General features: G+C 71.4%; 23 protein-coding genes. 10 read left to right on the plus strand and 13 right to left on the minus strand.

Features of this window, described 5'->3' with window-relative positions; translation table 11 throughout:
- Positions 1-96 precede the first annotated feature (96 nt).
- Positions 97-666, minus strand: coding sequence for a MarR family winged helix-turn-helix transcriptional regulator (locus AC4BEG_RS10615; protein WP_490705637.1), 570 nt, complete (start codon positions 664-666; stop codon positions 97-99).
- 112 nt (positions 667-778) lie between these two features.
- On the opposite strand from AC4BEG_RS10615, the gene AC4BEG_RS10620 reads away from it, so the two are divergent.
- Entirely contained in the window at positions 779-3,094 is a 2,316-nt protein-coding gene (locus AC4BEG_RS10620) for an MFS transporter (protein ID WP_490705638.1), read from the plus strand.
- Positions 3,095-3,328: 234 nt separating this feature from the next.
- Here AC4BEG_RS10620 and AC4BEG_RS10625 read toward each other — a convergent pair whose 3' ends face one another.
- The gene (locus tag AC4BEG_RS10625; RefSeq protein WP_201871265.1) at positions 3,329-3,571 is read right to left on the minus strand and encodes a hypothetical protein; all 243 of its coding nucleotides are present in this window, start codon (positions 3,569-3,571) and stop codon (positions 3,329-3,331) included.
- A 186-nt stretch (positions 3,572-3,757) separates the two neighbouring features.
- On the opposite strand from AC4BEG_RS10625, the gene AC4BEG_RS10630 reads away from it, so the two are divergent.
- Positions 3,758-4,546: a thioesterase II family protein gene (locus tag AC4BEG_RS10630; RefSeq protein WP_490705639.1), complete on the plus strand. Its 789-nt coding sequence runs from the start codon at positions 3,758-3,760 to the stop codon at positions 4,544-4,546.
- Positions 4,547-4,576: 30 nt separating this feature from the next.
- Here the strand turns inward: AC4BEG_RS10630 and AC4BEG_RS10635 are convergent, their stop codons facing one another.
- Both AC4BEG_RS10635 and AC4BEG_RS10640 read right to left on the minus strand, forming a co-directional pair.
- Positions 4,577-5,122 (minus strand): GNAT family N-acetyltransferase, encoded by a 546-nt coding sequence (locus AC4BEG_RS10635; RefSeq protein ID WP_490705640.1) that lies wholly within the window; start codon positions 5,120-5,122, stop codon positions 4,577-4,579.
- 279 nt (positions 5,123-5,401) lie between these two features.
- Positions 5,402-6,511, minus strand: a complete 1,110-nt coding sequence (locus AC4BEG_RS10640; RefSeq protein WP_490705641.1) for a ferritin-like domain-containing protein — start codon at positions 6,509-6,511, stop codon at positions 5,402-5,404.
- 193 nt (positions 6,512-6,704) lie between these two features.
- On the opposite strand from AC4BEG_RS10640, the gene AC4BEG_RS10645 reads away from it, so the two are divergent.
- The 4 genes from AC4BEG_RS10645 to AC4BEG_RS10660 all read left to right on the plus strand — a co-directional run bounded on the left by AC4BEG_RS10645 (position 6,705) and on the right by AC4BEG_RS10660 (position 10,251).
- Positions 6,705-7,634, plus strand: a complete 930-nt coding sequence (locus AC4BEG_RS10645) for an AurF N-oxygenase family protein (RefSeq protein ID WP_490705642.1) — start codon at positions 6,705-6,707, stop codon at positions 7,632-7,634.
- A 74-nt stretch (positions 7,635-7,708) separates the two neighbouring features.
- Positions 7,709-8,494, plus strand: a complete 786-nt coding sequence (locus AC4BEG_RS10650) for a TetR/AcrR family transcriptional regulator (protein WP_490705643.1) — start codon at positions 7,709-7,711, stop codon at positions 8,492-8,494.
- A gap of 22 nt (positions 8,495-8,516) precedes the next feature.
- On the plus strand, positions 8,517-8,783 hold the full coding sequence (locus tag AC4BEG_RS10655) for a DUF8847 domain-containing protein (protein ID WP_490705644.1): 267 nt from the start codon (positions 8,517-8,519) through the stop codon (positions 8,781-8,783).
- A 244-nt stretch (positions 8,784-9,027) separates the two neighbouring features.
- Positions 9,028-10,251, plus strand: coding sequence for a C40 family peptidase (locus tag AC4BEG_RS10660; RefSeq protein ID WP_490705645.1), 1,224 nt, complete (start codon positions 9,028-9,030; stop codon positions 10,249-10,251).
- On the opposite strand, the gene AC4BEG_RS10665 is transcribed toward AC4BEG_RS10660, so the two are convergent.
- The 5 genes from AC4BEG_RS10665 to AC4BEG_RS10685 form a co-directional block, all read right to left on the minus strand.
- Positions 10,232-11,485: a styrene monooxygenase/indole monooxygenase family protein gene (locus AC4BEG_RS10665; RefSeq protein ID WP_490705646.1), complete on the minus strand. Its 1,254-nt coding sequence runs from the start codon at positions 11,483-11,485 to the stop codon at positions 10,232-10,234. The two genes, AC4BEG_RS10660 and AC4BEG_RS10665, sit on opposite strands and share 20 nt — an antisense overlap.
- Positions 11,486-11,562: 77 nt before the next feature.
- Positions 11,563-12,240, minus strand: coding sequence for a GTP-binding protein (locus AC4BEG_RS10670; protein WP_490705647.1), 678 nt, complete (start codon positions 12,238-12,240; stop codon positions 11,563-11,565).
- Positions 12,221-12,619 carry a DUF742 domain-containing protein gene (locus AC4BEG_RS10675; RefSeq protein WP_490705648.1) on the minus strand — a complete coding sequence of 133 codons (399 nt, stop codon included), beginning with the start codon at positions 12,617-12,619 and terminating at the stop codon, positions 12,221-12,223. The genes AC4BEG_RS10670 and AC4BEG_RS10675 overlap by 20 nt, the downstream gene beginning before the upstream one ends.
- Entirely contained in the window at positions 12,616-13,107 is a 492-nt protein-coding gene (locus tag AC4BEG_RS10680; RefSeq protein ID WP_490705649.1) for a roadblock/LC7 domain-containing protein, read from the minus strand. Before AC4BEG_RS10680 ends, AC4BEG_RS10675 begins: the two co-directional genes overlap by 4 nt.
- A complete protein-coding gene (locus AC4BEG_RS10685; RefSeq protein ID WP_490705650.1) occupies positions 13,104-15,905 on the minus strand; it encodes a sensor histidine kinase in 2,802 nt (933 codons plus the stop codon). Before AC4BEG_RS10685 ends, AC4BEG_RS10680 begins: the two co-directional genes overlap by 4 nt.
- 379 nt (positions 15,906-16,284) lie before the next feature.
- Between AC4BEG_RS10685 and AC4BEG_RS10690 the strand changes: the two genes are divergently transcribed.
- On the plus strand, positions 16,285-17,055 hold the full coding sequence (locus AC4BEG_RS10690) for a hypothetical protein (protein WP_490705651.1): 771 nt from the start codon (positions 16,285-16,287) through the stop codon (positions 17,053-17,055).
- A 120-nt stretch (positions 17,056-17,175) separates the two neighbouring features.
- On the opposite strand, the gene AC4BEG_RS10695 is transcribed toward AC4BEG_RS10690, so the two are convergent.
- Entirely contained in the window at positions 17,176-17,658 is a 483-nt protein-coding gene (locus AC4BEG_RS10695) for a MarR family winged helix-turn-helix transcriptional regulator (RefSeq protein ID WP_490705652.1), read from the minus strand.
- 296 nt (positions 17,659-17,954) lie between these two features.
- Here AC4BEG_RS10695 and AC4BEG_RS10700 point away from each other — a divergent pair, with 296 nt between their 5' ends.
- Both AC4BEG_RS10700 and AC4BEG_RS10705 read left to right on the plus strand, forming a co-directional pair.
- Positions 17,955-18,797 carry a lysozyme gene (locus AC4BEG_RS10700; RefSeq protein ID WP_490705653.1) on the plus strand — a complete coding sequence of 281 codons (843 nt, stop codon included), beginning with the start codon at positions 17,955-17,957 and terminating at the stop codon, positions 18,795-18,797.
- 139 nt (positions 18,798-18,936) lie between these two features.
- Positions 18,937-19,338, plus strand: a complete 402-nt coding sequence (locus tag AC4BEG_RS10705) for a TetR/AcrR family transcriptional regulator (RefSeq protein WP_490705654.1) — start codon at positions 18,937-18,939, stop codon at positions 19,336-19,338.
- Positions 19,339-19,433: 95 nt separating this feature from the next.
- Here AC4BEG_RS10705 and AC4BEG_RS10710 read toward each other — a convergent pair whose 3' ends face one another.
- The 3 genes from AC4BEG_RS10710 to AC4BEG_RS10720 all read right to left on the minus strand — a co-directional run bounded on the left by AC4BEG_RS10710 (position 19,434) and on the right by AC4BEG_RS10720 (position 23,595).
- Positions 19,434-20,024 (minus strand): Uma2 family endonuclease, encoded by a 591-nt coding sequence (locus tag AC4BEG_RS10710; RefSeq protein ID WP_490705655.1) that lies wholly within the window; start codon positions 20,022-20,024, stop codon positions 19,434-19,436.
- A gap of 134 nt (positions 20,025-20,158) precedes the next feature.
- Positions 20,159-22,573 (minus strand): endopeptidase La, encoded by a 2,415-nt coding sequence (gene lon / locus AC4BEG_RS10715; protein ID WP_490705656.1) that lies wholly within the window; start codon positions 22,571-22,573, stop codon positions 20,159-20,161.
- A gap of 89 nt (positions 22,574-22,662) precedes the next feature.
- The gene (locus AC4BEG_RS10720) at positions 22,663-23,595 is read right to left on the minus strand and encodes a rhomboid-like protein (protein WP_490705657.1); all 933 of its coding nucleotides are present in this window, start codon (positions 23,593-23,595) and stop codon (positions 22,663-22,665) included.
- A 416-nt stretch (positions 23,596-24,011) separates the two neighbouring features.
- On the opposite strand from AC4BEG_RS10720, the gene AC4BEG_RS10725 reads away from it, so the two are divergent.
- A complete protein-coding gene (locus AC4BEG_RS10725) occupies positions 24,012-24,725 on the plus strand; it encodes a spermidine synthase family protein (protein ID WP_490705658.1) in 714 nt (237 codons plus the stop codon).
- The last annotated feature ends 80 nt before the right edge of the window (positions 24,726-24,805 follow it).

The following is a 24,805-nucleotide window of genomic DNA, read 5'->3' on the forward strand; positions in this document are numbered from 1 at the left end:
CTTCTCAGGCTTCTCGGGTGGTTCCGCACTCAGTGCGTTCCTTACTCACCTGAACGTACGGCCGAGTGCGCGCATTCCGGCCCGTTGCACACCCGCCTACACACCCGCCGTCTCTTCCGCCCTGTCGTCCTCACGGGGCCAGGCGCGGCCCTCGTGCGTCTCCACCTCGCGGTTGAACCGCGTCAGCATCCCCTCGAAGCGGGCCACCTCCTCCTCCGTCCAGCCCTCCAGGATCCGGGCCAGGACGGCCCGGCGGTGGGCGCGTTCGGCGGTGAAGCGGTCGGCGCCCAGGGTGGTGGCGCGGAGTTTGCGGGCGAGGCCACCGTCCGGGTCCGGGATGCGCTCCAGGAGGCCGCTGCGGACGAGGGTTCCGGTCTGGCGGTTGACGGTCGAGACGTCCAGGTGGAACGCGTCGGCGAGCTGGCCGATGGACATCGCGCCCTCCGCGTCCAGCCGGGAGAGCAGGAAATACGCGGAGCGGTCCAGGCGGTCCAAGCGGTCCGGGCCGCACCCGTCCGCCCCTGCCGCGGTCCCACCAGCTCCGTCGGCGCCGGCTCCATCGGCGGCACCGTCGGCGCCGGCCGCCCCCGCGGCCTTGCGCTCCCGGGGCGTGAGCACATGGCATCGGGCGACCAGCATCAGCTCGCGTTCCAGTCGCTCCAGCACGCTTCCTCCTCACCGCCCCCGTAATCCTCTTTGGCAATATGCATCGTACACATCGTGTGTAGGATGCACATCATTCGTTGTCCCGTGAACTTGTTTGGAGGCGGGCACCCGCATGCCCCAGTCAGCCCCCACCCGCGTCGAGGAGCCTCAGAGCGCCGCGTCGCCGGGCTCACAGCTTCCGCGCGAGGTCGGCGGCGGCTTTGTGGCCGTCCTCGCGTTCTGCGGTATCGCCGTTTCGGTGATGCAGACGCTGGTCGTCCCGCTGGTGACCGATCTGCCCCAGCTGCTGGACACCACCAGGTCGAACGCGTCCTGGGTGATCACCGCCACGCTGCTCGCGGGCGCCGTCGCCACCCCCGTGATGGGGCGGCTCGGCGATATGTTCGGCAAGCGCCGGATCCTGGTGGTCGCCCTGGTGCTGCTGGTCATCGGCTCGCTGACCTGCGCCGTCACCTCCGATCTTGTGGTGATGGTGATCGGACGTGCCATCCAGGGCGGGGCGATGGGCGCCATCCCGCTCGGCATCAGCATCATGCGGGACGAGCTGCCGCCGCAGAAGCTGGGCTCCGCGATGGCCCTGATGAGCTCGTCGCTGGGGATCGGCGGTGCGCTCGGGCTTCCGGCCGCCGCGTTCGTCGCCCAGCACACCAACTGGCATGCGCTGTTCTACGGAGCCGCGGGGATAGGCGCCGTCGCGATCGCGCTGGTGCTGATCGTCGTCCCGGAGTCCAGCGTCCGCACCCCCAGCCGCTTCGACTTCATCGGCGCGACCGGTTTGTCCGCCGGGCTGCTCTGCCTGCTGCTGCCGATCACCAAGGGTGCCGACTGGGGCTGGGCGAGCGGCACCACTCTCGGGCTGTTCGGGGCCTCCGTGGTGATCCTGGTCCTGTGGGGCCTGATCGAGCTGCGTACCAAGCACCCACTGGTCGATCTCCGCACCACCGCACGCCGTCAGGTGCTGCTGACCAACCTCGCCTCGATCATGGTCGGCTTCTCCTTCTACGCGATGTCGCTGATCCTCCCCCAGCTGCTGCAACTGCCGGAGGCCACCGGCTACGGCCTCGGTCAGTCGATGGTCATGGCCGGGCTGTACGTGGCGCCGATGGGCGTGGCGATGATGGTCGTCTCCCCGCTGTCCGCGCGGATCAACGCCGCGAGCGGCCCCAAGGTGTCCCTGATGCTGGGGCTGGTCGTGATCGCCGCGACCTACGGCGCGGGCATCGTGATGATGGACCACGTCTGGCAGATCGTGGTGCTGTCCATCGCGCTCGGCGTCGGTGTCGGGATCGCGTACTCGGCCATGCCGACCCTGATCATCAGCGCCGTTCCGGCCGGTGAGACGGGGGCGGCCAATGGGCTCAACACCCTGATGCGGTCCATCGGCATGTCCACCTCCAGTGCGGTGGTGGGTGTGATCCTGGCGCACCAGACCACCAGCTTCGGCGGTGTTCCGCTGCCGAACACGGACGGGTTCAAGACGTCGTTCGCCGTGGCGTGCGCCGCCGCGGTCGGCGGTCTGCTGATCGCCCTCCTCCTGCCCGCGCGGCGCCGGACCGCCCTCGCTCCGGGGAACCCCGCCGCTGCCTCCGAGCCGCGGGACGTGAGCGAGGCCGACGAGGCTGACACAGCTGACACAAAGGCCGGGCCCGAGCCCCTCACCGGCCGCCTCGTCCACGGCCGCGTCCTCGGCCCCGGCGACCTTCCGCTCGCCGACGCCGCCATCACCCTCATCGACACCGGCGGTCAGCAGCTCGGACGTACAGCCAGCGGCGACGACGGCCGCTACCGCGTCGCCGTCCCCGACGCCGGGAACGTCGTCCTCATCGGCTCAGCCCCCGGCCACCGCCCGCAGGCCGCCACCCTGCTGGTGGCGGACCAGCCGGTGGTCTGCGATCTGCGGCTGACCGGCGGCGGCACCGGGCTCATCGGTGCGGTACGGACCACCGGCGGGGAGCCGCTGGCCGGGGCGGCCGTGACCGCGACCGGGCCCGACGGAGCGGTGGCAGGCGCGGCCACGGCCGACGAGCTGGGCGAGTTCGAGCTGCCGGAATTGGCCCCCGGTACGTACACCGTGACCCTGGCCGCCGGGGGACACCGTCCGCATGCCACCCAGGTGGAGCTGACCGGCGGCGAGCCGGTGCGGGTGGACGCGGAGCTGCGGCCCGCCGCCCGGGTCCGCGGCACCGTACGCGGACGGGGCGGGCAGCCGCTGGAGGACGCGCGGGTCTCGCTGCTGGATTCCTCGGGGGACGTCGTCGGGCAGTTCATCACCGGCGAGGACGGAACGTTCGGCTTCGAGGGCCTCACCGGTGAGCACTACACGGTGGTGGCGGGCGGTTACGCACCGGCGACCCGGCCCGTCACGGTCGGCGGTGCGAAGCCCGCGGAGGCCCGGGACGTCGACTTCCTGCTGGCCCACGGCAGCTAAGCGCTCCGCGGGAAGTGCCGCGAGGTGCGGTCGTTTGTCCGCGGCTGCGTCGTGGCTGGTCGCGCCCACGCGGCTGAGCGGCACATCGACACAGCCCCGCGCCCCTTCGGGGCGCAACCGAACCGCACCGGATTTCAGCGAGGTCACTTAGCCGGCCCCCGGCGGCCGGGTCACAACCCCGGGAACACACGAATCAGCACACGGTGCGGCGCCCCCGGGCCCCGCGCCGTGTGCTCATTCCGCGTCTTCCTCCTCGGGCAGGCTCTCCCACGCCTCGCCCTTGCGGAACAGCTCGTAGCCCTCCTCGTCCGCAATGGACTCCGCCTGCGCGCGACTGCGGACGGAGATCTCGTACGTGTGGCTGTCGACCGTCGCGTGTACACCCTCGCCGTCGGTGATCGTTTCGATCGAGTGCGTCTCATAGATGACGCGCCCCGGCTCGGTCTTGCTCCAGACCACGTGCATGCTCACTGCCATCGGACCCACTCCCGAAGACCAGTCCCCTGGTTTCAGGGTCTCACCTGCGCGCCCCGTCCACCTGGCCTGACCTGTCCCGCCGCTCAAGCCGTACGTTAGGGGGTTCCTGATACGAAGGCCGTGGTCGTTACGGAGGACCGGGTGGACCCCGGTCCCGCGAACCTTCGGGGGAAGGAACCGTTCACCATGACGAGCATCGCCCGCGGCGCCGACACCTGGCTCAGGCGGTACGAGGAGGCCCCGGACGCCGCGATACGGCTGGTCTGCTTCCCCTATGCCGGAGGGTCGGCGAGCTACTTCCTCCCGGTGGCGAAGGCCCTGGCGCCGTCGGTCGAGGTGCAGGCGGTGCAGTACCCCGGGCGGCAGGACCGCCACCGGGAGCCATGTCTGGACGATCTCCACGAGCTCGCCGACGCCATCGTCGCCGCCCTCGGCGCCGCCGCCGTCCAGGAACGGTCCGGGATCTTCGACCGGCCGCTGGGGCTCTTCGGGCACAGCATGGGCGCGACGCTCGCGTACGAGGTGGCGCTGCGCCTGGAGGCGCGGGCCGGGGTGACGCCTGCCGTGCTGTTCGTCTCCGGGCGGCGGGCGCCGTCCACCGTGCGCACCGAGACCGTGCACCAGCGGGACGACGACGGGGTGGTGCGCGAACTGCGGCGGCTGAACGGGACGGACGGGGAGGTGTTCCGGAACGAGGAGCTGCTGCGGCTGGCGATGCCCGCGATCCGGGGCGACTACCGCGCCATCGAGACCTACCGCTGTGCCCCCGGGCAGCGGGTGAGCTGCCCGGTCACCGCGCTGACCGGGGATGCCGACCCGAGGACGACCATCGACGAGGTGCGGGCCTGGCAGCGGCACACCACCGGCACCTTCGAGTACCAGGTGTTCCCCGGCGGGCACTTCTACCTCAACGATCAGGTGCCCGCCGTGGTGAAGACGATCGCCGAGCGGCTGCGGACGCTGTCCGGGGCCTGACCCCTGACGGCCCCGCCCCCGCCGTCCTGCTCAGCCGCCGGGCGGGGCGGGCGCGGCCGGGCCCGGGGGCACCTCTCTGCGCATACAGACCCGTGGCCATCGGTCCAGACCGTGTTCCGCCTCGCTGCGGCGGATCTCCCGTAGCCCCGGGGTGAGTTCGTCCTCCGTCAGTACCCGGAAGCCGCACCGCGCCGCGTAGTACGGGGCGTTCCACACCACGTCCACGAAGGTGGTCAGGGTGAGCGCCGGTACGCCCTCGGCGGCGGCCCGCGCCGCGATGTGGTCGATCAGCGCGCGTCCCACACCGCGCCCGGCGGCGTCCGGGTGGACCGAGAGCTGTTCGATGTGCACATTGCCGTCGACGGGGTCGGTGATCAGATAGGCCATCGCCCGGTCGGTGTCGTCCACCGCGACCCAGGCCCGCCCCGCGCGCTGGTAGCACCCCAGCTCGGCCAGGCTCAGCGGCTCGTCGTCGGCGACCTCGTCCATGCCGACGTCCCGGAAGCACAGCCCCGCCGCACGCTCTATCTCCTGGAGGACGGGAAGGTCCTCGATGGTGCTCGTTCGAATCCGCACACCACCATCATCCTCCGGCCGTTCCGCAAAGGGGTGCCCCCCACCGCCGTGGAGAGCACCCTTTGGCCGTTCTGTTGCACTACAGATGCCACCGGACCGACATCACCCCAATGACCTCGGTATTTCCCGGTGGCACTGATCACGAAGGTAACAAGGGCCATGTCACAGGGCGGTGTTGACGGTGTCACGTCCCCGCCACGCGGTGCCCACCCGTCCGCGTGTCGCCACGCGGTGCCCACCCATCCGGTCCCAGGCGCCCCGGGCCGCCGCCGACCGCCGTCAGTCGCCCTCCGCGCCCTGCGCGATCGCCTCCGCCACCTCACCGGCGCGGGCCGCCTCCTCCGCCGCGAAGCGCTCGGCGTCGAGGTGTTCGGCGAGTTCCTCGTCCTGGCTCATCAGCAGGTCCAGATCGCTGTCGCCCAGCTCCAGCACGCCCATGTCGACATAGGCCCGCTGAAGCCGTTCGCCCCACAGCCCGATGTCCTTCACACACGGCACGATCCGGCTGAACAGCAGCTTGCGGAACATGTGCAGATAGGGCGAGCGCTCGCTGAACTCCTCGGCCTCGGCCTTCGGGATGCCGAGGTTCTCCAGCACCTCGACCCCGCGCAGCCGGTCGCGCATCAGATAGCAGCCCTCGATCACGAACTCCTCGCGCTCGCGCAGCTCCGCGTCGGTCAGCCGGCGGTAGTAGTCGCGCAGCGCCATCCGGCCGAAGGCGACGTGGCGGGCCTCGTCCTGCATCACATAGGCCAGCAGCTGCCGCGGCAGCTGCTGGTCGGTGGTGTCCCGGAGGACGCCGAACGCGGCGAGCGCCAGGCCCTCGATGAGCACCTGCATGCCCAGGTAGGCCATGTCCCAGCGGGAGTCGCGGAGGGTGTCGCCCAGCAGGGCCTGGAGGTTGTCGTTGATCGGGTAGAGCATCCCGATCTTCTCGTGGAGGAAGCGTCCGTACAGCTCGGCGTGGCGGGCTTCGTCCATGGTCTGGGTGGCGGAGTAGAACTTGGCGTCGAGGTCGGGTGCCGATTCGACGATCCGGGCGGCGCACACCATCGCGCCCTGCTCCCCGTGGAGGAACTGGCTGAACTGCCAGGCGGCGACATGGCGCCGCAGCTCCCCGCGCTCCTTCTCGGACATCCCGTCCCAGTACCGGGTGCCGTACAGGGCGAGGGCCTCGTCGGGGGTGCCCAGCGGGTCGTCAGGGTTCACTTCCAGGTGCCAGTCGATCCGCTTGGTGGCGTCCCACTGCTTGTCCTTGCCCTTCTGGTAGAGGGCGAGGAGCCGGGCACGATGGTCGTCGTACTCCCAGCTGAAGCGCGCGGAGCCGGTGGCCGGCACCTTCCACATCGGGTTCCCGGGATCCATCGCGTAGAGCTCATGCGTCGACACCGACGCCCTCCTTCACCTCGCTCCCCCGTGAACGGATGCTTATGCGGCAGGCTCACACGCGCTTGACGGAACGGTCAACAACACATCCGCAGGGGATTGACGCGCTTGCTGACACGCAGTCTCATAAGAGGAGTTCGCCGGTCAGGAGATGACACGGCGCCGTGTCCGAGCCATCAGCGAGGTGCCCTCAGCGATGACGACCACGACCGAACCGCCCGCGCTCCGGGACGCGCTCGGGCTGATCAAGGATCGGGAGCGGGTGGCGCAGCGGCTGCTCGAGTCCTCCGCCAAGCACTCCTTCGACCCCGACAAGGAGCTCGACTGGGACGCCCCGTTCGAGCCGGACAAGTGGTTCTGGCCGCCGGAGCTGGTGTCCCTGTACGACACCCCGATGTGGCGGCGGATGTCGGAGGAGCAGCGCGTCCTGTTGTCCAAGCACGAGGGGGCCGCGCTGCTGTCGCTGGGCATATGGTTCGAGGTCATCCTGATGCAGCTGCTCACCCGGCACATCTACGACAAGCCCGCCACCAGCGCCCATGTGCGCTACGCGCTCACCGAAATCGCGGACGAGTGCCGCCACTCGATGATGTTCGCGCGGCTGATCAACAAGGGCGGTGTCGGGGACTATCCGGTGTCGCCTTTCCACCACAATCTGGCCCGGTTCTTCAAGACGGTCTCCACCACGCCCGGTTCCTTCACCGCCACCCTGCTCGGCGAGGAAGTGCTCGACTGGATGCAGCGGCTGACCTTCCCCGATGACCGGGTGCAGACGCTGGTCCGCGGGGTGACCCGGATCCATGTGGTGGAGGAGGCCCGCCATGTGCGGTACGCGCGTGAGGAGCTGCGCCGCCAGATGGTGACCGCTCCGCGCTGGGAGCAGGAGCTGACCCGGCTCAGCGCGGGCGAGTTCGCGCGGGTGTTCGCGCGGGCGTTCATCAACCCGCGGGTGTACACGGACGTGGGCCTGGACCGGCGGGAGGCGGTGGCCCAGGTGCGGGCGAGCGGCCATCGGCGCGAGGTGATGCAGACCGGCGCCAAGCGGCTGACCGATTTCCTCGATGACATCGGGGTGCTCCGGGGAGCCGGCCGCCGGATGTGGCGGAGCTCGGGGCTGCTGGCGTAATCCGGTTGCCCTGACCCCGCATGCCCGCACCCCGCACCCTCGCGCCCCGGACCGGGGCGGTTACGCTGCCAGACATGACGACAGGCAGCGGCACCGCCCCGGCACGCCCGGAGGCAGCACCCCCGGCAGCGGACCGTCCCGCCGTCGCGCGCCGCGGGACCTACCGCAGGCTCAGCGTCGAGGCGCGGCGGGCCGAACTCATCGCCGCCGCCCTGGATCTCTTCGCCCGTCGCGCGCCCGAGGATGTGTCGCTGGACGATGTCGCGTCGGCCGCGGGCGCCTCCCGCCCGCTGGTCTACCGCTACTTCCCGGGCGGCAAGCAGCAGTTGTACGAGGCGGTGCTGCGCAGCGCGGCCGATGAGCTGGAGCGGTGCTTCGAGGAGCCGCAGAGCGGTCCGCTCAGCGCCCGGCTGCGCCATGTGCTCGACCGCTATCTCGCCTTTGTCGACGAACACGACAGGGGGTTCAGCGCACTGCTCCAAAGCGGCAGCGTGGCCGAGACCTCGCAGACCAACGCCATCGTCGACGAGGTGCGACGGGCGGGGGCCGAGCAGATCCTGCTGCATCTGGCGGTCGAGGAGCCCAGCCCACGTCTGCGGATGATGGTGCGCACCTGGATCACGGCGGTCGAGGCGGCCTCGCTGGTCTGGCTGGACGAGCGCAAGCAGCTGCCGACGGAGGAGCTGCGCGACTGGCTGGTGGACCACTTCGTGTCCATGCTGTGCGCGACCGCGGCCTGCGATCCGCAGGCGGCGGCGGTGACGCGGGCCGCGCTCGCGATGGAGCCCGCGCAGGGACCGGTCGGTGTACTGGTGCGCCGGATGCTGCCCGTGGTGGGTGAGGCGGCGCATCTGCTGTGAGCGCCGCTGTGAGACTGGTCCGGTGAGAAGCGAGGAGACGCCCTTCGTGGGCGGGCCGCTGGACGGCCGGGTGCTGAAGGTGATGGTCGGCGCCACCGGACAGCCGCCGAAGACCTACGAGGTCCCGGTGGAGGACGAGGCGGGCGGACCGCCGACGGTGTATGTCTACCGCCGGGTTCCGGCGGGGGTGTCCAAGCGGCTGGGTGTGATCCGGGGCTGGCGGTACGAGTACGACCCGGAGGGCAGGGCACGCGGCGGGCTGAAGTGGCCGTGGTCCAAGCCGGGCTGACACCCCCACCTGACGCTCCCGCGCAACGGTTCCCGGTGCGCCGGTGGAAACCGCGGCGGTGAGCGGCGGTGAAACGAGGTCCGGGTGTCCACCGGGCCAGGGCCGTTCGGCGGTGACCGGACCACCGGATGGGTGACCGTGTTGACCCAACCCGCCCACAATTGTCCTGACGATACGACCAACATGCCACGATCCTGCTGATCTGGAAGTCGAAAGACGGTTTTCAGAAGCCGGAGGTGAGCACGTGTCAGGACGAATCGTGGGCTCGGTCTGCGCGGCGGCGATCACCGCAGCCGCCGCACTGGTGCCGCCCGTCGCGGGAGCCACGGCGCAGGCCGCCCCGACCCGACCCGCCGACGGGTCCGTCGCCGAGCTGCTGACGCAGCTCAGGACGATGTACCAGAAGGCCGAGGAGGCGACCGAGGCGTACAACGCGACCGAGGAGAAGCTGCGCAAGCAGCGAGCGAAGACCAAGAAGCTGAACGCCGACCTCGCGCGCACCCGCACCCGGCTCGCCGACAGCCAGGCCGAGGCGGGTCGGCTGGCTCGTGAGCAGTACCAGGGCCACAGCCGGCTCTCTTCCTACGGCTTTCTGCTCACCCTGCTCAGCGCGCACCCGGACGCCGCCGCCGACCAGGGCCGCGAGCTCACCCGGGCCGCGGGCCGTGAAGCCACCCTGGTCGAACGCCTGTCCAAGAGTGAGCGGCACGCCGACGACCTCGCCACCCGCGCCCGTACCGCCCTGGACAAGCAGATGTCCCTGGCGTCGAAGCGGAAGAAGCAGCGCGACAAGGTGAAGAAGCGGCTCGCCGGCATCGAGAAGAAGCTGGCGTCGCTGACCGCCCGCCAGGTCGCCGAGGTGGCCGAGCGCGAGCGCCGGGAGACCGACGAGGCCCAGCGCAAGCTGGTCTCCTCCGGCGCCCTCGGCACCGGAGGCAACAACCCCGCGGGCGCCGCCGGACCGTCCGCCCCCGGTCGGACGACCCCCGACCAGAACGGCACGGACCAGAACGGCACGGGCCAGGGGGGCTCGACGGCGGGCGGTGGCGGCACCACCCAGAAACCACCGTCCTCCGGAGGGTCCCCCACGACGTCCGGCAGCGCCGGACAGCGGGCCCTGAACTACGCGCTCGACCAGATCGGCAAACCCTATGTATGGGGCGCGGAGGGGCCCAACTCCTTCGACTGCTCGGGGCTGACCTCCCAGGCGTGGGCTCATGCGGGGCGGACCATTCCGCGCACCAGCCAGGAGCAGTGGCGGCTGCTCCCCCGGGTCTCCCTCCAGCGGTTGCGCCCCGGCGATCTGGTGATCTACAACAAGGGCGCCAGCCATGTGGCGATCTACGCGGGCAACGGCCAGGTGGTGCAGGCGCCGCGGCCCGGCCAGGTGGTCAAGCTCTCCCCGCTCGCCACCAATCCGGTGCAGGGCGCGGTACGCCCGGGGCCGCTCAACCGGGCGAAGCGCTGAGCTCCTCCAGATAGGCCGCGGTCCGCTCCGGCTCGTAGAAGAAGTGCTCGAAGTCGGCGGGGTCGTCAAAGCCGTTGGCGATCCGCCCGGCGGCCTCCGGCAGCTCGCCCGCCGCCCCCAGGAGCCGCACGATGTGCTCCGGCGGCGGGGCCAGCATCGCGTTGGTCCACTTCGTGACATGGCGCGCGGTCGCCCAGTAGCGGTCGAAGGTCCGGCGCATCCAGTCGGCGTCGAACGGCCGGTCGCCGTGCTCGACGATGCTCTCCAGATAGCCGGCGGCGCACTTGGCGGCCGAGTTCGCGCCCTGGCCGGTGATGGGGTCGTTGGTGACCACCACATCGGCGACGCCGAGCACCCGCCCGCCGCCGGGCAGCTCCCCGACCGGGTTGCGCACCGTCGGGGTGTACCGCCCGGCCAGGGTGGCGCCCGCGTCCGTCAGCTCGACCTTGGTGGCCCGCGCGTACTCCCAGGGGGTGAACCGCTCCATCAGCTCCAGGGTCCGGGCCAGGTGCTCGGAGGGATCGGTGATGCCCTGGAAGGCGTCGACGGGACCGCCCGGGACGCCCTCCCAGAAGAGGATGTCGGCGCGGCCGGAGCTGGTGAGGGTGGGCATGACGAACAGCTCGCCGACGCCCGGCACCAGATTGCAGCGCACCGCATCCAGCTCCGGGTGTTCCGGGCGGGGCCCGAGGCCGTGCACATAGGCGACGGCGAGTGCGCGCTGCGGGGTGTCGTACGGGGAGCGGGCGGCGTCCCGGCCGAAGAGGGAGACCAGTTCGCCCTTGCCGGCGGCCACCAGCACCAGGTCGTAGGTGTTCGCGAAGACATCGAGGTCGGAGACGGAGGCGCCGTGGATGACCACCTGGCCGCCGCGCCGCTCGAACAGCTCCAGCCAGCCCGCCATCTTCAGCCGCTGGTCGACGGACTGGGCAGGGCCGTCCAGCCGTCCGAGCCAGTCCACGGCGCGGGCGTGGCCCGCGGCGGTCGGCGGTCCGGCGATGGACACGCCCAGGCCCTCGATCCGCGGGGCCTGTTCCTCCCAGAAGTTCAGCCGCAGATCGCGCTCGTGCTGGAGCGCGGTGTGGAACATGACTTGGGTGGACATCACGCGTCCGGCGCGGATCTCATCGGCCGTCCGGTTGGACATCAGCGTGATCTCATACCCGTGGGACTGGAGGCCGAGGGCCAGTTGGAGCCCGGACTGCCCGGCTCCGACGATGAGTATCTTGCGCATGACTGTCGACGCTCCCTCGAGCTCTGAGCAAAAAGAGGAACGGAAGACTCCATTCCGCGAGCGGAGCCGAGGTTACGTCACTCGGGCGCGAGGTCAACCGCGTGCCGTACCAACGCCAGCAGCGCGTCCACCACCGAGATCCGCCGACGGGCGTCCATGTGCACCACGGGAATCCTGTCGGCCACGGAGAGCGCGTTGCGCATGTCCTCCGGCCCGTACCGCGGTGCGCCCTCGAAGTGATTGACCGCCACCACATAGGGCAGTCCGAGGCTCTCGAAGTAGTCCAGCGCCGGGAAACTGTCTTCCAGCCGCCGGGTGTCGGCCATCACCACCGCGCCGATCGCCCCGCGCATCAGGTCGTCCCACATGAACCAGAAGCGGTGCTGGCCGGGGGTGCCGAAGAGATACAGCACCAGGTCGTTCTCGAGCGTGATCCGCCCGAAGTCCATCGCCACCGTGGTGGTCAGCTTGTCCGGAGTCGCGGTGAGGTCGTCGATGTCCTCGCTGGCCCGGGTCATCAGCGCCTCGGTCTGGAGCGGGGTGATCTCCGAAACCGCGCCGACGAAGGTGGTCTTCCCCACTCCGAAACCGCCCGCTATCACCACCTTGATCGCGATCGGTGCCCGCGAACGGTCCGTCTGCCAGCTCTGGAGCACCTCTTCGGCGCCGGGTATCCCGGCGCCGGGTATGCCGGACACACGCGGCGGCGGCACCACCGTGGTGGTCGGAATCGTGTCAGAGCCTGCGGAGTCCACTGAGCACCCTTTCGAGCAATGCGCGATCCGGCTGTCCCGGGCCTCTCCCGGTGCCGTAGACGCGGATCTTTCCCTGGTCGGCTAAGTCGCTGAGCAGGACACGCACCACCCCGAGGGGGATCTTGAGCATCGCGGACACCTCCGCGACGGAGCGCATCCGGCGGCACAGTTCGATGATCGCCCGGATCTCCGGCAGCATCCGGGCGCCCGGCCCGCCGGGGGCCGGGTCGAACCGTCCGTCGGGGGGCTCCAGCGAGGCCACGAAGGTCTCCACCAGCAGCACATGGCCCGAGCGGGTCCGGCCGCCGGTGAGCGAGTACGGACGGACACGACCGGTTTGACGGGCGGGCCGGGCGGGCCGGGCGGACCCGGCCGTCACTGAGCCGACTCCAGGGACCTGCGTAGTTCACCGCGGAGTTCGGGGGTGAGCACATGTCCGGCCCGGCCGACGAACAGTGCCATGTGATAGGCGACGACGGTCATGTCGCAGTCGGGGGTGGCATGCACACCCAACAGCGAACCGTCGCCGATCGTCATGACGAACAGGCTGCCCTCGTCCATCGCCACCATCGTCTGCTTGACGCCGCCGCCATCCATCAGCTTCGCCGCGCCGAGGGTCAGGCTGCCGAGACCCGAGACGATCGTGGCGAGATCGGCGCTGGAACCCTTGGGCCCGTCCTGCGTCGTGGGGTCGACGGAGCCCGCGGCGGCGATGTGCCGCGCGTCGGAGGAGAGCAGCAGCAGCCCGTCCGAGGAGACCACCGCGACCGATCGGACGCCCGGCACCTCCTCGACGAGATTCGCCAGCAACCAGTGCAGATTACGAGCCTCGGAACTCAACCCATAGGTACTGCTGGGCGCATTCACCTGCGTGCCTCCTCAACCGTGTCACCCTCGTCGTGCGCCCCCGTATGTTCTGTGGCGGAGCCCCGCGGCCCGTGCTCCCGGCCCTCGCCGCGCGCGGCGATCTCGGCCTCGGCGTCCCGGCGGCCCTTCATCGCGCCGCGCTGGAAGCCACCGAGCCTGCGCCGCAGTTCCTCCGCGTCGACCGCGCCGGTCCGCCCCCGCACCCCGGGTTCACGGTGCTCCACACTCTTCGGTGTGCGCTTGGGAAGTCCCTTGTCGGTGCGGGGGTGTTCGGCGGCGCGGGTGTGCTCATCGGGCCCGATGGCGTACGGATTCGTGGCCGCGGGGCCCCAGGCGTCCGCGCCCACCGGGCGGATGCCGTGGCCGCCCGCCAGTTCCCCGGTGGCGTCCTGGGGCGCGGCGAACTCGATCGTCCGCTCGGAGGGATCCTGCGCGGCGGGTGCGGACGCGGACGCGGTGGCGGACTTCGGAGTGCGCCGGGGCAGTTGGGGCGGGTCATCGGCGGTCCCCGGGGCCGGGTGGCCGCGCGGCGGCGTCGGCTCCATGGGGTACTGCTCCTCGCCCCGGGCCGAGGCCGGGGTCCCCTCCGCACCGGCAGCGGCCCAGGGCGCGGGCGCCCCGTCCGGCTCCGGCGCCGGGTCCACCGCGGCTGCGGGCACCGAACGCGCCTGGGAGGGAAGGGCGTTGGAGTTGGCCTCGGCCTCCGAACCCGGGAAGGCGGGCAACCCCACATCACGGTGGACGGCGCCCGCACCGGCCGGTGGCGCGGACGGCAGCCCGGCGCCCGGCGGACCGGCCGGGAGGATCTTCGTGGGCAGGACGACAACGGCCGCCACCCCGCCCGGCTGCTGCTCCCGCAGCTGCACCCGGACACCGTGGCGCGCGGCGAGGCGGGTCACCACATACAGGCCCAGCCCCAACGGGTCCTCGGGCCGCGGCCCCTGGCCGTGGTCCGGCACCGGATCCGCGAGCCGGTCGTTGAGCTCCGCCCTGCGCTCGGGTGTCATCCCGATGCCCTCGTCCTGGACGGAGAGCATCACCTCGCCGCTCTCCAGCAGCCAGCCGGAGATCTGCACCGGGGCGTCAGGCGGGGAGAACGAGGTGGCGTTCTCCAGGAGTTCGGCGACGAGGTGGCTGATGCTGTCGGCGGCGTACCCGGCGACCTGGGCGTGCGGCGGCAGCGACTGGATCCGCACCCGGTCGTACCGCTCGACCTCGCTGATCGAGGCGCGCAGCACATCCAGCAGCGGCACCGGGCCCGGATGGCCGGAGGTGTTCTCCGAGCCCGCGATGACCAGGAGGTTCTCGCTGTAGCGGCGCATCCCGGTGGCCAGGTGGTCCAGTTGGAAGAGCGTCTGGAGACGGTCCGGGTCCTGCTCCTGCTCCTCCATGCCCTCGATGACGGCGAGCTGGCGCTCGACTAGACCGAGGGTGCGCAGGGCGAGGCTGACGAAGCTGCCGTGCACCCGGCCCCGCAGCCCCGCCAGCCGGGCCGCCACCTCGTCCCGCTCACGGCGCAGCGCGTCCCGCTGGTCGGCCAGCCGCTGCCGCTCCCCGACCAGCCGGGTGCGCTCGGTGCCGAGCCCGGCAGCGCGCTCCTGGGCGCGCACCGCTGCGGCGTGCAGCTCGTTGACCGCGCGGACGACGTCCGCGAACTCGTCGTCGCGGCCGGGCCGGCCGACCGGCTCCTCGGACTTCGGGTCGGCGGCGACCCGGCGGGTGCCGAGCCGCAGGGCGGCCAGCGGCCGGGTCATGGAGCGGGCGGTCTGGGCGCTGATGCCGACGGCCAGCAGCAGGGCGCCGCCGACGAGGGCGATCCGCACCTCCAGGGCGGTGACCGCGTCGTCGCGCAGCCGGGCGAGCGTGGTGATCTCGGCCGAGGCCAGGGCGGATTCGACCCCGCGCATCCTGGTGATCCGGGCGCTCAGGGCGGCCTCGACCCGGTCCTTGTCGACGTGGAGGTCACCGCCGGACAGCCTGCCCTGGTCGGTGAGGCGGGTGGTGTAGCGCTCGGCGGCGGTGACCTCGGTGCCATTGACCGTGCGGTCGTAGGACTCGCGGGCCCGGTCCGGGGCGAGCTGGTGGAAGTCGGCGAGCGCGGACTGCTCGCGCACCTGGGTCCGCTGGGCGGCGGAGGTCAGCGTGGGCTGAGCACCGCCCCCGGCGAGCGCGGCGCCCAGCAGTCCCCGGGTGGCGGACGCCTGCTCGGTGGCGCGGCCCAGGGGGGCCGCCGCGGCGGCGCCGGATCCCGCGTCGGCCGGGAGCCTGCGGGCGAGGGTGGCGGAGACCTTGTTCAGCGCCTGGACGGCCGTGGTGTACGAGGTGAAGACGTCGAGGGCCGAGCCATGGCCGGTCAGGGCCTGCTGGCGCAGACGCGGGAGGTTGCCCAGCAGCCTCCGGACGGAGCCGGGGACTTCCTGGCGCACCTCGTGGACCTGCTGGTCCACCCGGGCGCGCTGGCTCTCGGAGACCCCGGCGCCGGAGGCGGTGGTGCGTCCGGCCGCGACATAGGCGGTCATGGCGTCGCGCTCGTCGGCGAGGGAGTGGGCCAGGGCCACCGCGTCACGGTTGGTCCGCGCGAGGTCGACCAGCCGCTGGGCGTCGGTCGAGTCGTCGAGGGCCAGGAGGACGGCCGGGGCTCCCGCGCCGAGGACCGCGACGGCGACCAGGGCGATGGACGCGGCCAGGCGGTTGCGGACACGCGCGGGACGCCGCCGTGCTGTGCCGACACGGAGGTCCTGAAGGCGTGGCTCGCCGCCCGGTTCGCGCTTGGTGCCCCGAAGCCGCTTCTTCCGCACCGGTGCTCACAATCTTTTCTCGCCCGACCGCTGTGGTTCCAGAGGTGACGACGGATCAACAATTGTGTTTCCCCACCTCTGGTAGGGATTCCGACCCTTTCAGGACGGCTCGGGGGCGGGCGCGCATCACCCACCCGGCCACCCGAACGAGTGAACCGCATTGCGTAGTTGACCACCAACTTTGCGTAGAGGCCATACCCTCCCACCACCTTTTCCGTGATTGGAAAAGGCATGGCCATCCTGGCAAGATGCCCGCCCACACCTTCCCAGACAACGCATTCCCGCCCCAATCCGACAAACACGTGTTTGGTGCGAACCATTGTTTTTCTCAGCACCCCCGAGGAGGCGGTGTTCGAAAGGGTTCCGGCAGACTGACGGAATGCGCATCGAACTCGCGACGGCCCCCGGCGATCAGCGGCGAGCCAACGAGGACTGGGCCTCCGTGGCCCTGCCGGCGTCGGGCCTTGGCGGCTCACTGGTGGTGCTGGACGGGGTGACCCCGCCCGAGGGCGACGACGGATGCGTCCACGGAGTGCCCTGGTTCACCGCGCGGCTGGGCGGCGCACTGCTCGAACTGTCCGGTTCGCAGCGGGATATACCGCTGGCCGCATGCCTCTCCGAGGCGATCCGGCGTACCGCGGAAGCACACAGTTCAACCTGTGACCTTAATCACCCACTGACCCCGCAGGCCACGGTGGTCGCCGCCCGCTGGGACGACGCACGGGTCGAGCATCTGGTGCTCTCCGACTCGGCGTTGCTCATCGAGCGGACGGACGGCGAGGTGACACCGGTGCTCGACGACCGCATCGACCGGCTGCGCGCCGCGGGCCGCCGGCTGGCCGGACTGCGCAACGCCGAGGGCGGCTTCTTCACGGCCGCCGCCGACCCCGCCGTCTCCGCCAAGGCGGTCACCGGCGACCTTCCGCGCACCGGAGTGCGGGCGCTGGCGGCGCTCACCGACGGGGCGTCGCGCTGGGTGGAGGTGTTCGGCGAGGGCGACTGGACGGCCTGTTTCGCGCTGCTGCGCAAGGAGGGCCCGCAGGCGCTGATCGACCGGGTGCGGGCGGCGGAGCACGCCGATCCGGACCGGACGGCCTTCCGGCGCGGCAAGGCGCACGACGACGCCGCCGTGATCTACGCCGAACTCTGATCGCCCAGCCGGAACCTGCGCCGAAACCCGCCGCACCCCGATGGCGCACCGGGTAACGCCGTTGCCACATCCGCGTCGCCGGATCCGCGCGGCTCGCCGATGCTGACGTATGTGAGTGCCCTACTCCTCGCCCCCACGGGCCGTGTGCCCGGCGTCGTCGGCCTCCTGCTCGCCGTTCAACCGGCGCAGCAGGCGGGCGAGTTCGGCGACCTCGCTGCGCTCCCACGCGGCGAGGCGGCGAGCGTACTGGGCCCGGCGGGCGCCCCGGACGGCGCTGAAACGGCTCCGGCCCTCGTCCGTCAGCTCCACCAGGAACGCCCGGCCGTCCGCCGGGTCGGGGGTGCGGGTCACCAGACCGAGCCCCTCGAGCGCGCGCAGCTGACGGCTCATCGTCGCCTTGCCGACGCCGATGTAGCCCGCGAGGTCGGTGGCACGCTGCGGTCCCGCGTCATCGAGCCGCATCAGCAGCCCGTACGCGGCGGATTCCAGATCGGGGTGGACCTTCCGGGCCAATTCCCCGGACGCGGCACGGGCCCGGCGGAGAAAGACCGCCAATTCTCGCTCCAGGGCCAGGAATGCATGGTCCACGCCGATTCCGTCCATGGCGCCGTCCTCACCCCGCTCAGGGGGCGTTGGCCCGTTGGTGTGCACGTCAGAGCCCTCTCCGCATTTTCACCGGGTGAAAGTTTCCGCCAAGTGCGGTTGTTGCCGCAGCTCCGCCAGTATTTCGCAGGATTAGACCAACGACACCACCACCTCCCCCTTCCCCGCCCCTGTCTACGCCCGTAGCGTCACTTATGACATGGCCATTCCAACACCCTCCCTCCCCTTCCCCCCACTCCCCCCACTCCCCCCACCCCCATTCCCCCGCTCCCCCACCGAGGCTTCGGAGGCACGCCATGCCCGTGCACAGACCTGGTCCGGCCCGACCCGTCCTCAGTGCGCTGACCGGCATTCTCGCCGCTCTCGCCACCACGACCTTCGCGCTCTCCGCCCCGGCTTCCGCCGCGCCGCGCCCGGATGACATCCCTCATCCCGAGGACGACTGGGCGGGGTCGCAGATAATCAAACACGAGGGAAGCTCCACCTCCGGCGAGGAACCGCCGAGCGTGCTGGCCACCGTCGAGGGTGTCGACGTCAGCAGCCACCAGGGCAATGTCGCCTGGTCCACGCTGTGGAGCAGCGGTGTCCGGTTCGCCTATGTCAAGGCGACCGAGGGCACCAGCTACACCAACCCGTACTTCACCCAGCAGTACAACGGCTCGTACAACGTCGGCATGATCCGCGGGGCGTACCACTTCGCGCTGCCGGGCAACTCCACCGGCGCCGCACAGGCCAACTATTTCGTCGACCACGGCGGCGGCTGGTCCAAGGACGGCAAGACGCTGCCCGGCGCGCTCGACATGGAGTACAACCCCTATGGCGCGACCTGCTACGGCAAGAGCGCGAGCGGGATGGTCAGCTGGATCAAGGACTTCACCAGCACCTACCGCTCCCGCACCGGACGTGACCCGGTGATCTACACCTCCACCAGCTGGTGGAAGACCTGTACCGGGAACTCCAGCGCCTTCGGCAGCGTCAACCCGCTGTGGATCCCGCGCTACGGCTCGTCCGTGGGTGAACTCCCGGCGGGCTGGGGCTTCCACACCATCTGGCAGTACACCTCCACCGGCGCGACCGTCGGCGACCACAACAAGTTCAACGGTGCCATGGACCGGCTGAAGGCCCTGGCGAACGGCTGACGCGGCGGCCCCCCACCCCCCACGGCCGGCGCACCCGCCCTCCGGTGTACGGACAGGTCTGTCTGTACGCTGGAGGGCACCGTCCGTCCTGGGCCCGTCCCGAGGAGCATCGGCCACCGCCCTGTTCGACGCCCACGCGGTGCGCGGGGTCGGAGTGGACCGGATCATCGCTGAGTCGGGGGTGGCCAAGGCGACCCTGTACGCCCAGTTCGGCTGCGAGGACGCCCTGGTGGTGGCCTGCCTCCGGCAGTGGGACACGTATGGGCGGCAGGCACTGAAGGAGGCGGCCGAGGCGGCCGGACCGGATCCGCGCGACCAGCTCACCGGTCTGTTCGACGCGGTGTGCACCGTCACCGTGAAGGACGGCTTCCGCGGCTGTGCCTTCGCCCGGACCGCAGAGCGCGATGGCGGCGAAGGCGGCGACCCGGGAATTGGCCGCGCTCGCCTGCCCGGCGCGGAGCTGACCCACGACGGACGCGGCACAGGGCCCGGCCGCTCACAGGGAGGCCAGGCTCTTCGCCTTGGTGTTACGCGGCGGTGAGGCCGCGCTCGCGCGGCACCCCGGACGCCGGCAGCGCCCCGGTAGCGCTCCTCATACCCGGCGAGCGCCCCGTCGTCCAGCCCATATGTGCCGTGTCAGTCGCGGGGGAACTCGTCGGTCTTGAGCGTCAGCCCGACGACGGTGTCGGTCAGATCGAGTTCCTTGCCGAAGGACACGGTCAACTCGGTGAGGTAGTCGCCGTCCTTGGGTTCGGTGAACACGTGACACCTGCCGGTGTACGCGTCGACGATCAGATAGACGGGCACCTCGGCCGTCGCGTAGGCCACCTTCTTCGGTCCGTAGTCGTTCCTCGCCGTGTCCTTCGAGATCACCTCGGCGACGAATTCGACGTCCCCGTGCCGCCAGCCGCCCGGGGAGGTCATCTCGGCGTCATCCACGAGCTTGACGACATCAGGAGCGAAGCCGTTCCCCTCTCCGGGGAAGTCGATCCGCACATCCGACAGCACGTTCACGTCCACGCCGAAGCGGTCTTCAAGCGCCCGCACGATGCGACGGATGATGCGCCAGTGCACAGTCCGTTGTGGTGATATGAAGACGGCCCCTTCGACGACCTCGACCTTGTAGCCCTCGGGGACGTGGCTCCGCTCCAGCCAGTCGAACAGCTCGTCCAGGCTGAGTTCGTCGCTGTCGGCCATCTCGATCCTGTCAATCGGCATGACGGTCACTGTGCCGCTCCTCCCCGCCGCACACCGAACGCATGCAGCCGGTTGGTCCAACGATACGCACGACGGCCAGGTCACGCGTGGCCCGGAATCCCGTTCGACCTGGGATTCCGGGCCACGGCCACCGGCGGCGTCCGTCACGCCACCGCCGGAACCTCCGGGGTCACCGACGAGGCGGGCCGGAGCGCCAGCTCCAGCACCTGCCGGACATCGGAGACCGGGTGGACGTCCAGCTTCTCCAGCACCTCGGCGGGGACATCGTCCAGATCGGGTTCGTTCCGCTTGGGGATGACCACGGTGGTCACCCCGGCCCGGTGCGCCGCCAGCAGCTTCTGCTTGACGCCGCCGATGGGCAGCACCCGCCCGGTCAGCGAGACCTCGCCCGTCATCGCCACGTCCGGGCGCACCTGGCGGCCGGAGAGCAGCGAGGCGAGCGCCGTGGTCATGGTGATGCCCGCGCTGGGACCGTCCTTGGGCACCGCGCCCGCCGGGACGTGGAGGTGGACCCCGCGCTCCTTGAGGTCACCCACCGGCAGCTCCAGCTCCGCGCCGTGCGAGCGCAGGAAGGACAGCGCGATCCGGGCGGACTCCTTCATCACCTCGCCGAGCTGACCGGTCAGCGTCAGCCCCGCGCCGCCCGTCTCCGGGTCGGCCAGCGACGCCTCGACGAACAGCACATCGCCGCCCGCGCCGGTGACCGCGAGCCCGGTGGCCACACCGGGGACGGCGGTGCGCCGCTCGGCCGGGTCCTGGGCGGACTCGGGGGTGTGGTGCGGCCGTCCGATCAGCGGCCGCAAGCTCTCCACCCCGACGGTGAACGGCAGTTCCCGCTCGCCCAGTTCATGCTGGGACGCGATCTTGCGCAACAGCCGGGCCACGGACCGCTCCAGGGTCCGCACCCCCGCCTCGCGGGTGTACTCGCCCGCCAGCTTGCGCAGTGCCGCGTCCTCCACCACGACCTCGCCCGGCTCCAGACCGGCGCGCTCCAGCTGCCGGGGCAGCAGGTGATCGCGGGCGATGGTGACCTTCTCGTCCTCGGTGTAGCCGTCCAGACGCACCAGCTCCATCCGGTCCAGCAGCGCTTCCGGAATGGCCTCCAGGACGTTGGCGGTCGCCAGGAAGACCACATCGCTCAGGTCGAGTTCGACCTCCAGGTAGTGGTCCCGGAAGGTGTGGTTCTGGGCCGGGTCCAGGACCTCCAGCAGCGCCGCGGCCGGGTCGCCGCGGAAGTCGGAGCCGACCTTGTCGATCTCGTCGAGCAGGACGACCGGGTTCATCGAACCGGCCTCCTTGATCGCCCGGACGATCCGGCCGGGCAGCGCGCCCACATAGGTGCGCCGGTGGCCGCGGATCTCCGCCTCGTCGCGGACGCCGCCGAGCGCGACCCGGACGAAGGTACGCCCCATCGCGCGGGCGACGCTCTCGCCCAGGCTGGTCTTGCCGACCCCGGGCGGGCCGACCAGCGCCAGCACCGCGCCGCCGCGGCGGCCACCGACGACGCCCAGGCCCCGGTCGGAACGGCGCTTGCGCACCGCCAGGTACTCGGTGATCCGCTCCTTGACGTCCTCCAGGCCCGCGTGGTCGGCGTCGAGCACCGCCTTGGCGCCCTGGATGTCGTACGCGTCCTCGGTGCGCTCGTTCCACGGCAGCTCCAGGACGGTGTCCAGCCAGGTCCGGATCCAGCTCCCCTCGGGACTCTGGTCGGAGGACCGCTCCAGCTTGTCGACCTCCTTCAGCGCGGCGGTGCGCACCTTCTCCGGCAGACCGGCGGCCTCGACCCGGGCCCGGTAGTCGTCGGACTCGTCCTCCGGATCTCCGTTGAGCTCGGCCAGCTCCTTGCGGACGGCCTCCAGCTGACGCCGCAGCAGGAACTCACGCTGCTGCTTGTCCACGCCGTCCTGGACGTCCTTGGCGATCGACTCGGCGACGTCCTGTTCGGCCAGGTGCTCGCTCAGCCGGCTGACCGCCAGCCGCAGCCGGGCCACCGGGTCGGCGGTCTCCAGCAGCTCCACGCGCTGGGCGGTGGTCAGGAAGGGTGAGTAGCCCGCGTTGTCGGCGAGCTGCGCGACATCGTCGATCTGCTGCACCCGGTCCACGACCTGCCAGGCGCCGCGCTTGCGCAGCCAGCTGGTGGCCAGCGCCTTGTACTCCTTCATCAGCTCGGTGACGGCACCGGGCAGCGGGTCGGGCACGATCTCCTCGACCGCGGTCCCCTCCACCCACAGCGCCGCTCCGGGACCGGTGGTCCCGGCGCCGATGCGAACGCGCCGCACCCCGCGGATCAGCGCACCGGGGTCGCCGTCGGAGAGTCGGCCCACCTGCTCGACGGTGCCGAGGGTGCCGATCCCCGTATACGTCCCGTCGACCCGCGGCACCAGCAGCAGCTGCGGCTTCCCGCCGCTCCCCCGGGAGCGGGCGGCGGCCTGGGCGGCCTCCACCGCGGCGCGCACCTCGGTATCGGACAGGTCCAGCGGCACCACCATGCCGGGCAGCACCACCTCGTCGTCGAGAGGCAGCACAGGCAGGGTGAGCGGTGCGGACAGCGAAGCCATGATCTCCCCTTAGGCAGGCAAGTTGAGCTACGCAGACTCAATGCCCAGAAGGCTTCAGGTGTTCCCGGGTGCTCGTTCGCTGTGAGCGATCAGCCGTTCGCCCGGTCGGCGGCGGCGTCCGCCGGGGCCGCGGTGGCGCGCCGTCGGGCGCCGCGGCGGACGTACGGCCAGCAGCCCAGCCCGGTCAGCAGGGCGAGCACATGGCCCCAGCCGGTGAGCGGATCGACGGCCCCGGTCAGGCCGGAGACGGTCAGCAGCGCCGCGGTCCCGCCGACCAGCACCCAGCGCGCACGGGGGCGCAGCAGCACGGCGAGCGCCCCGGCGCAGGCGATCAGCCCGTAGCTCACGCCGTAGTCCAGCCGCCGCAGCGAGCTGTGCGGGAGATGGCCGAGTGCGACGGAGGCGGCCACCGGGAGTTCGGTCAGCAGCGTCGCCAGCACATGGCCCAGCAGGAACACCCCGGCCGTCCGCAGTCCGCCGATCCGCCGCTCCAGCGGCGTGAGCACCAGCAGCAGCGCGGCGAGATAGAACGAGACAAGGCCACCGGCTATCCACACCGCGCTGGCCAGCAGGGTGAGCAGCGGGCGCTGGAACAGATGGGAGACATCGGTACTGGAAGCGGCCAGCAGGTCGTGGACGGTACGCGGATCACCGAGGTGGAAGAAGAGGCCGGTGCCGAGGAGGACGAGGGCGTAGGCGAGCGTGAACGGCGCGGAGGTGGGCGTGGGCGCCGACCGCACGACCCGCCGCCACCGCTCCCGCACCTCCCGGCTCCGGCCCGGCATCCGCGGGGTCGCCGCCCCGGGGGCGACGGCATCCGGCCGGGCCGGGAAACGGGCCGGGAACAGCGGATCCGCACAGGCCCCGGGCACCGACCAGCACCATCCGGCGAGGGCGGGATCGCGCCGCCGGGTGGGGACGGCGCCGGAGAGGTCTCCACCACTGGTGGCCGGGTCCGCGGGCGCGTCCGGGACCGCGCGGTCCTCACCGGCCCTGGCACCATCCGCCTGCACCACTGTCACCGCCTAGGTCCTGTTTCCTGTCGATCTTCGTGGATCAGCCCGCGGCGTCAGGTGAGGGGGCACCTCCCAGCGGTAGCTGGGGGAGGATCGCAGGAGGGGTCGTCCTCGTACTGGGCGTACTCGGACGATCCCGACAACGCGGCGAGGCGCGCTGCCAGGCGTCGCGGGCCCACGAAGATCGGCAGGACAGGGCCTGGCTCCCCTCCGTCGGCCGTGCGACCCGTTTCGTCTCGCTGCGCGTGTTTCCGCGGTGCACACAGGAACAACCTCCGGGCCGTGAGTGATGTCACCGCATCCCGGTGTGACGCCACCACAGCGGACATCAATCGCAGTGGACCCGCGCGCCGGGGTGGCGCGAGGATGGCGGCGGGCCCGCCGGAGGGGCCCGCCCGCCACGTCCAGCCGGAGGTCACACGATGCAGCCCCCGTACGACACCGCAGCAGGCCGATCGGTCACCCTCGACCGCCGCGACGGCCCCTACGGCGAGGTGGTGCTGCGGCGGCGCGGGGCGGCGGACGACGCGGACGCCGTCTTCGAGATCATCGCGAACGGCTGCTTCCTGATGGACACCTCCGACGGCCGCTCCGAGCGGCTGCTCGTACGGGCCGCCCTCGATGCCCTGCCCGCCGACCGCTCCGCTCCCGCCCTGCTCATCGGCGGTCTCGGCGTCGGCTTCTCGCTCGCCGAGGCGGCCGGTGAACCGCGCTGGGGCCGGATCGCGGTCGTGGAGCGGGAGGCGGCGGTCGTCGACTGGCACCGCGACGGCCCGCTGGCGGCGGTCTCCGCGAAGGCGCTGGCCGATCCGCGCACCGCGATCGTCCGCGCCGATCTCGTCGCCCATCTCCAGGAGCCGGACGGCCCGGTCTATGACGCGCTGTGCCTGGACATCGACAACGGACCGGACTGGACCGTCACCGAGGACAACACCGGCCTCTACTCCCCCGCCGGTCTTGCCGCCTGCGCGGCCCGCCTCGCACCGGGCGGCGTGCTCGCGGTCTGGTCGGCACAGCCGTCGGCCGCGTTCGAGGGATCTCTCCGCAATGCCGGATTCACCGGGGTCCGTACGGAAGAGATCGCTGTTGCCCGTGGCGTACCCGACGTGGTCCACATCGGGATTCGAGGCGCGTAGCCGAGCCGCGTACGCTGCCCTTACGCTTTCTTGCCTAGACCACGCCGCACGGCAATGACCAGGCGCGGAGCGCGGTTTTT

The sequence above is a fragment of the Streptomyces sp. JLBJ103 genome (assembly GCF_058215575.1).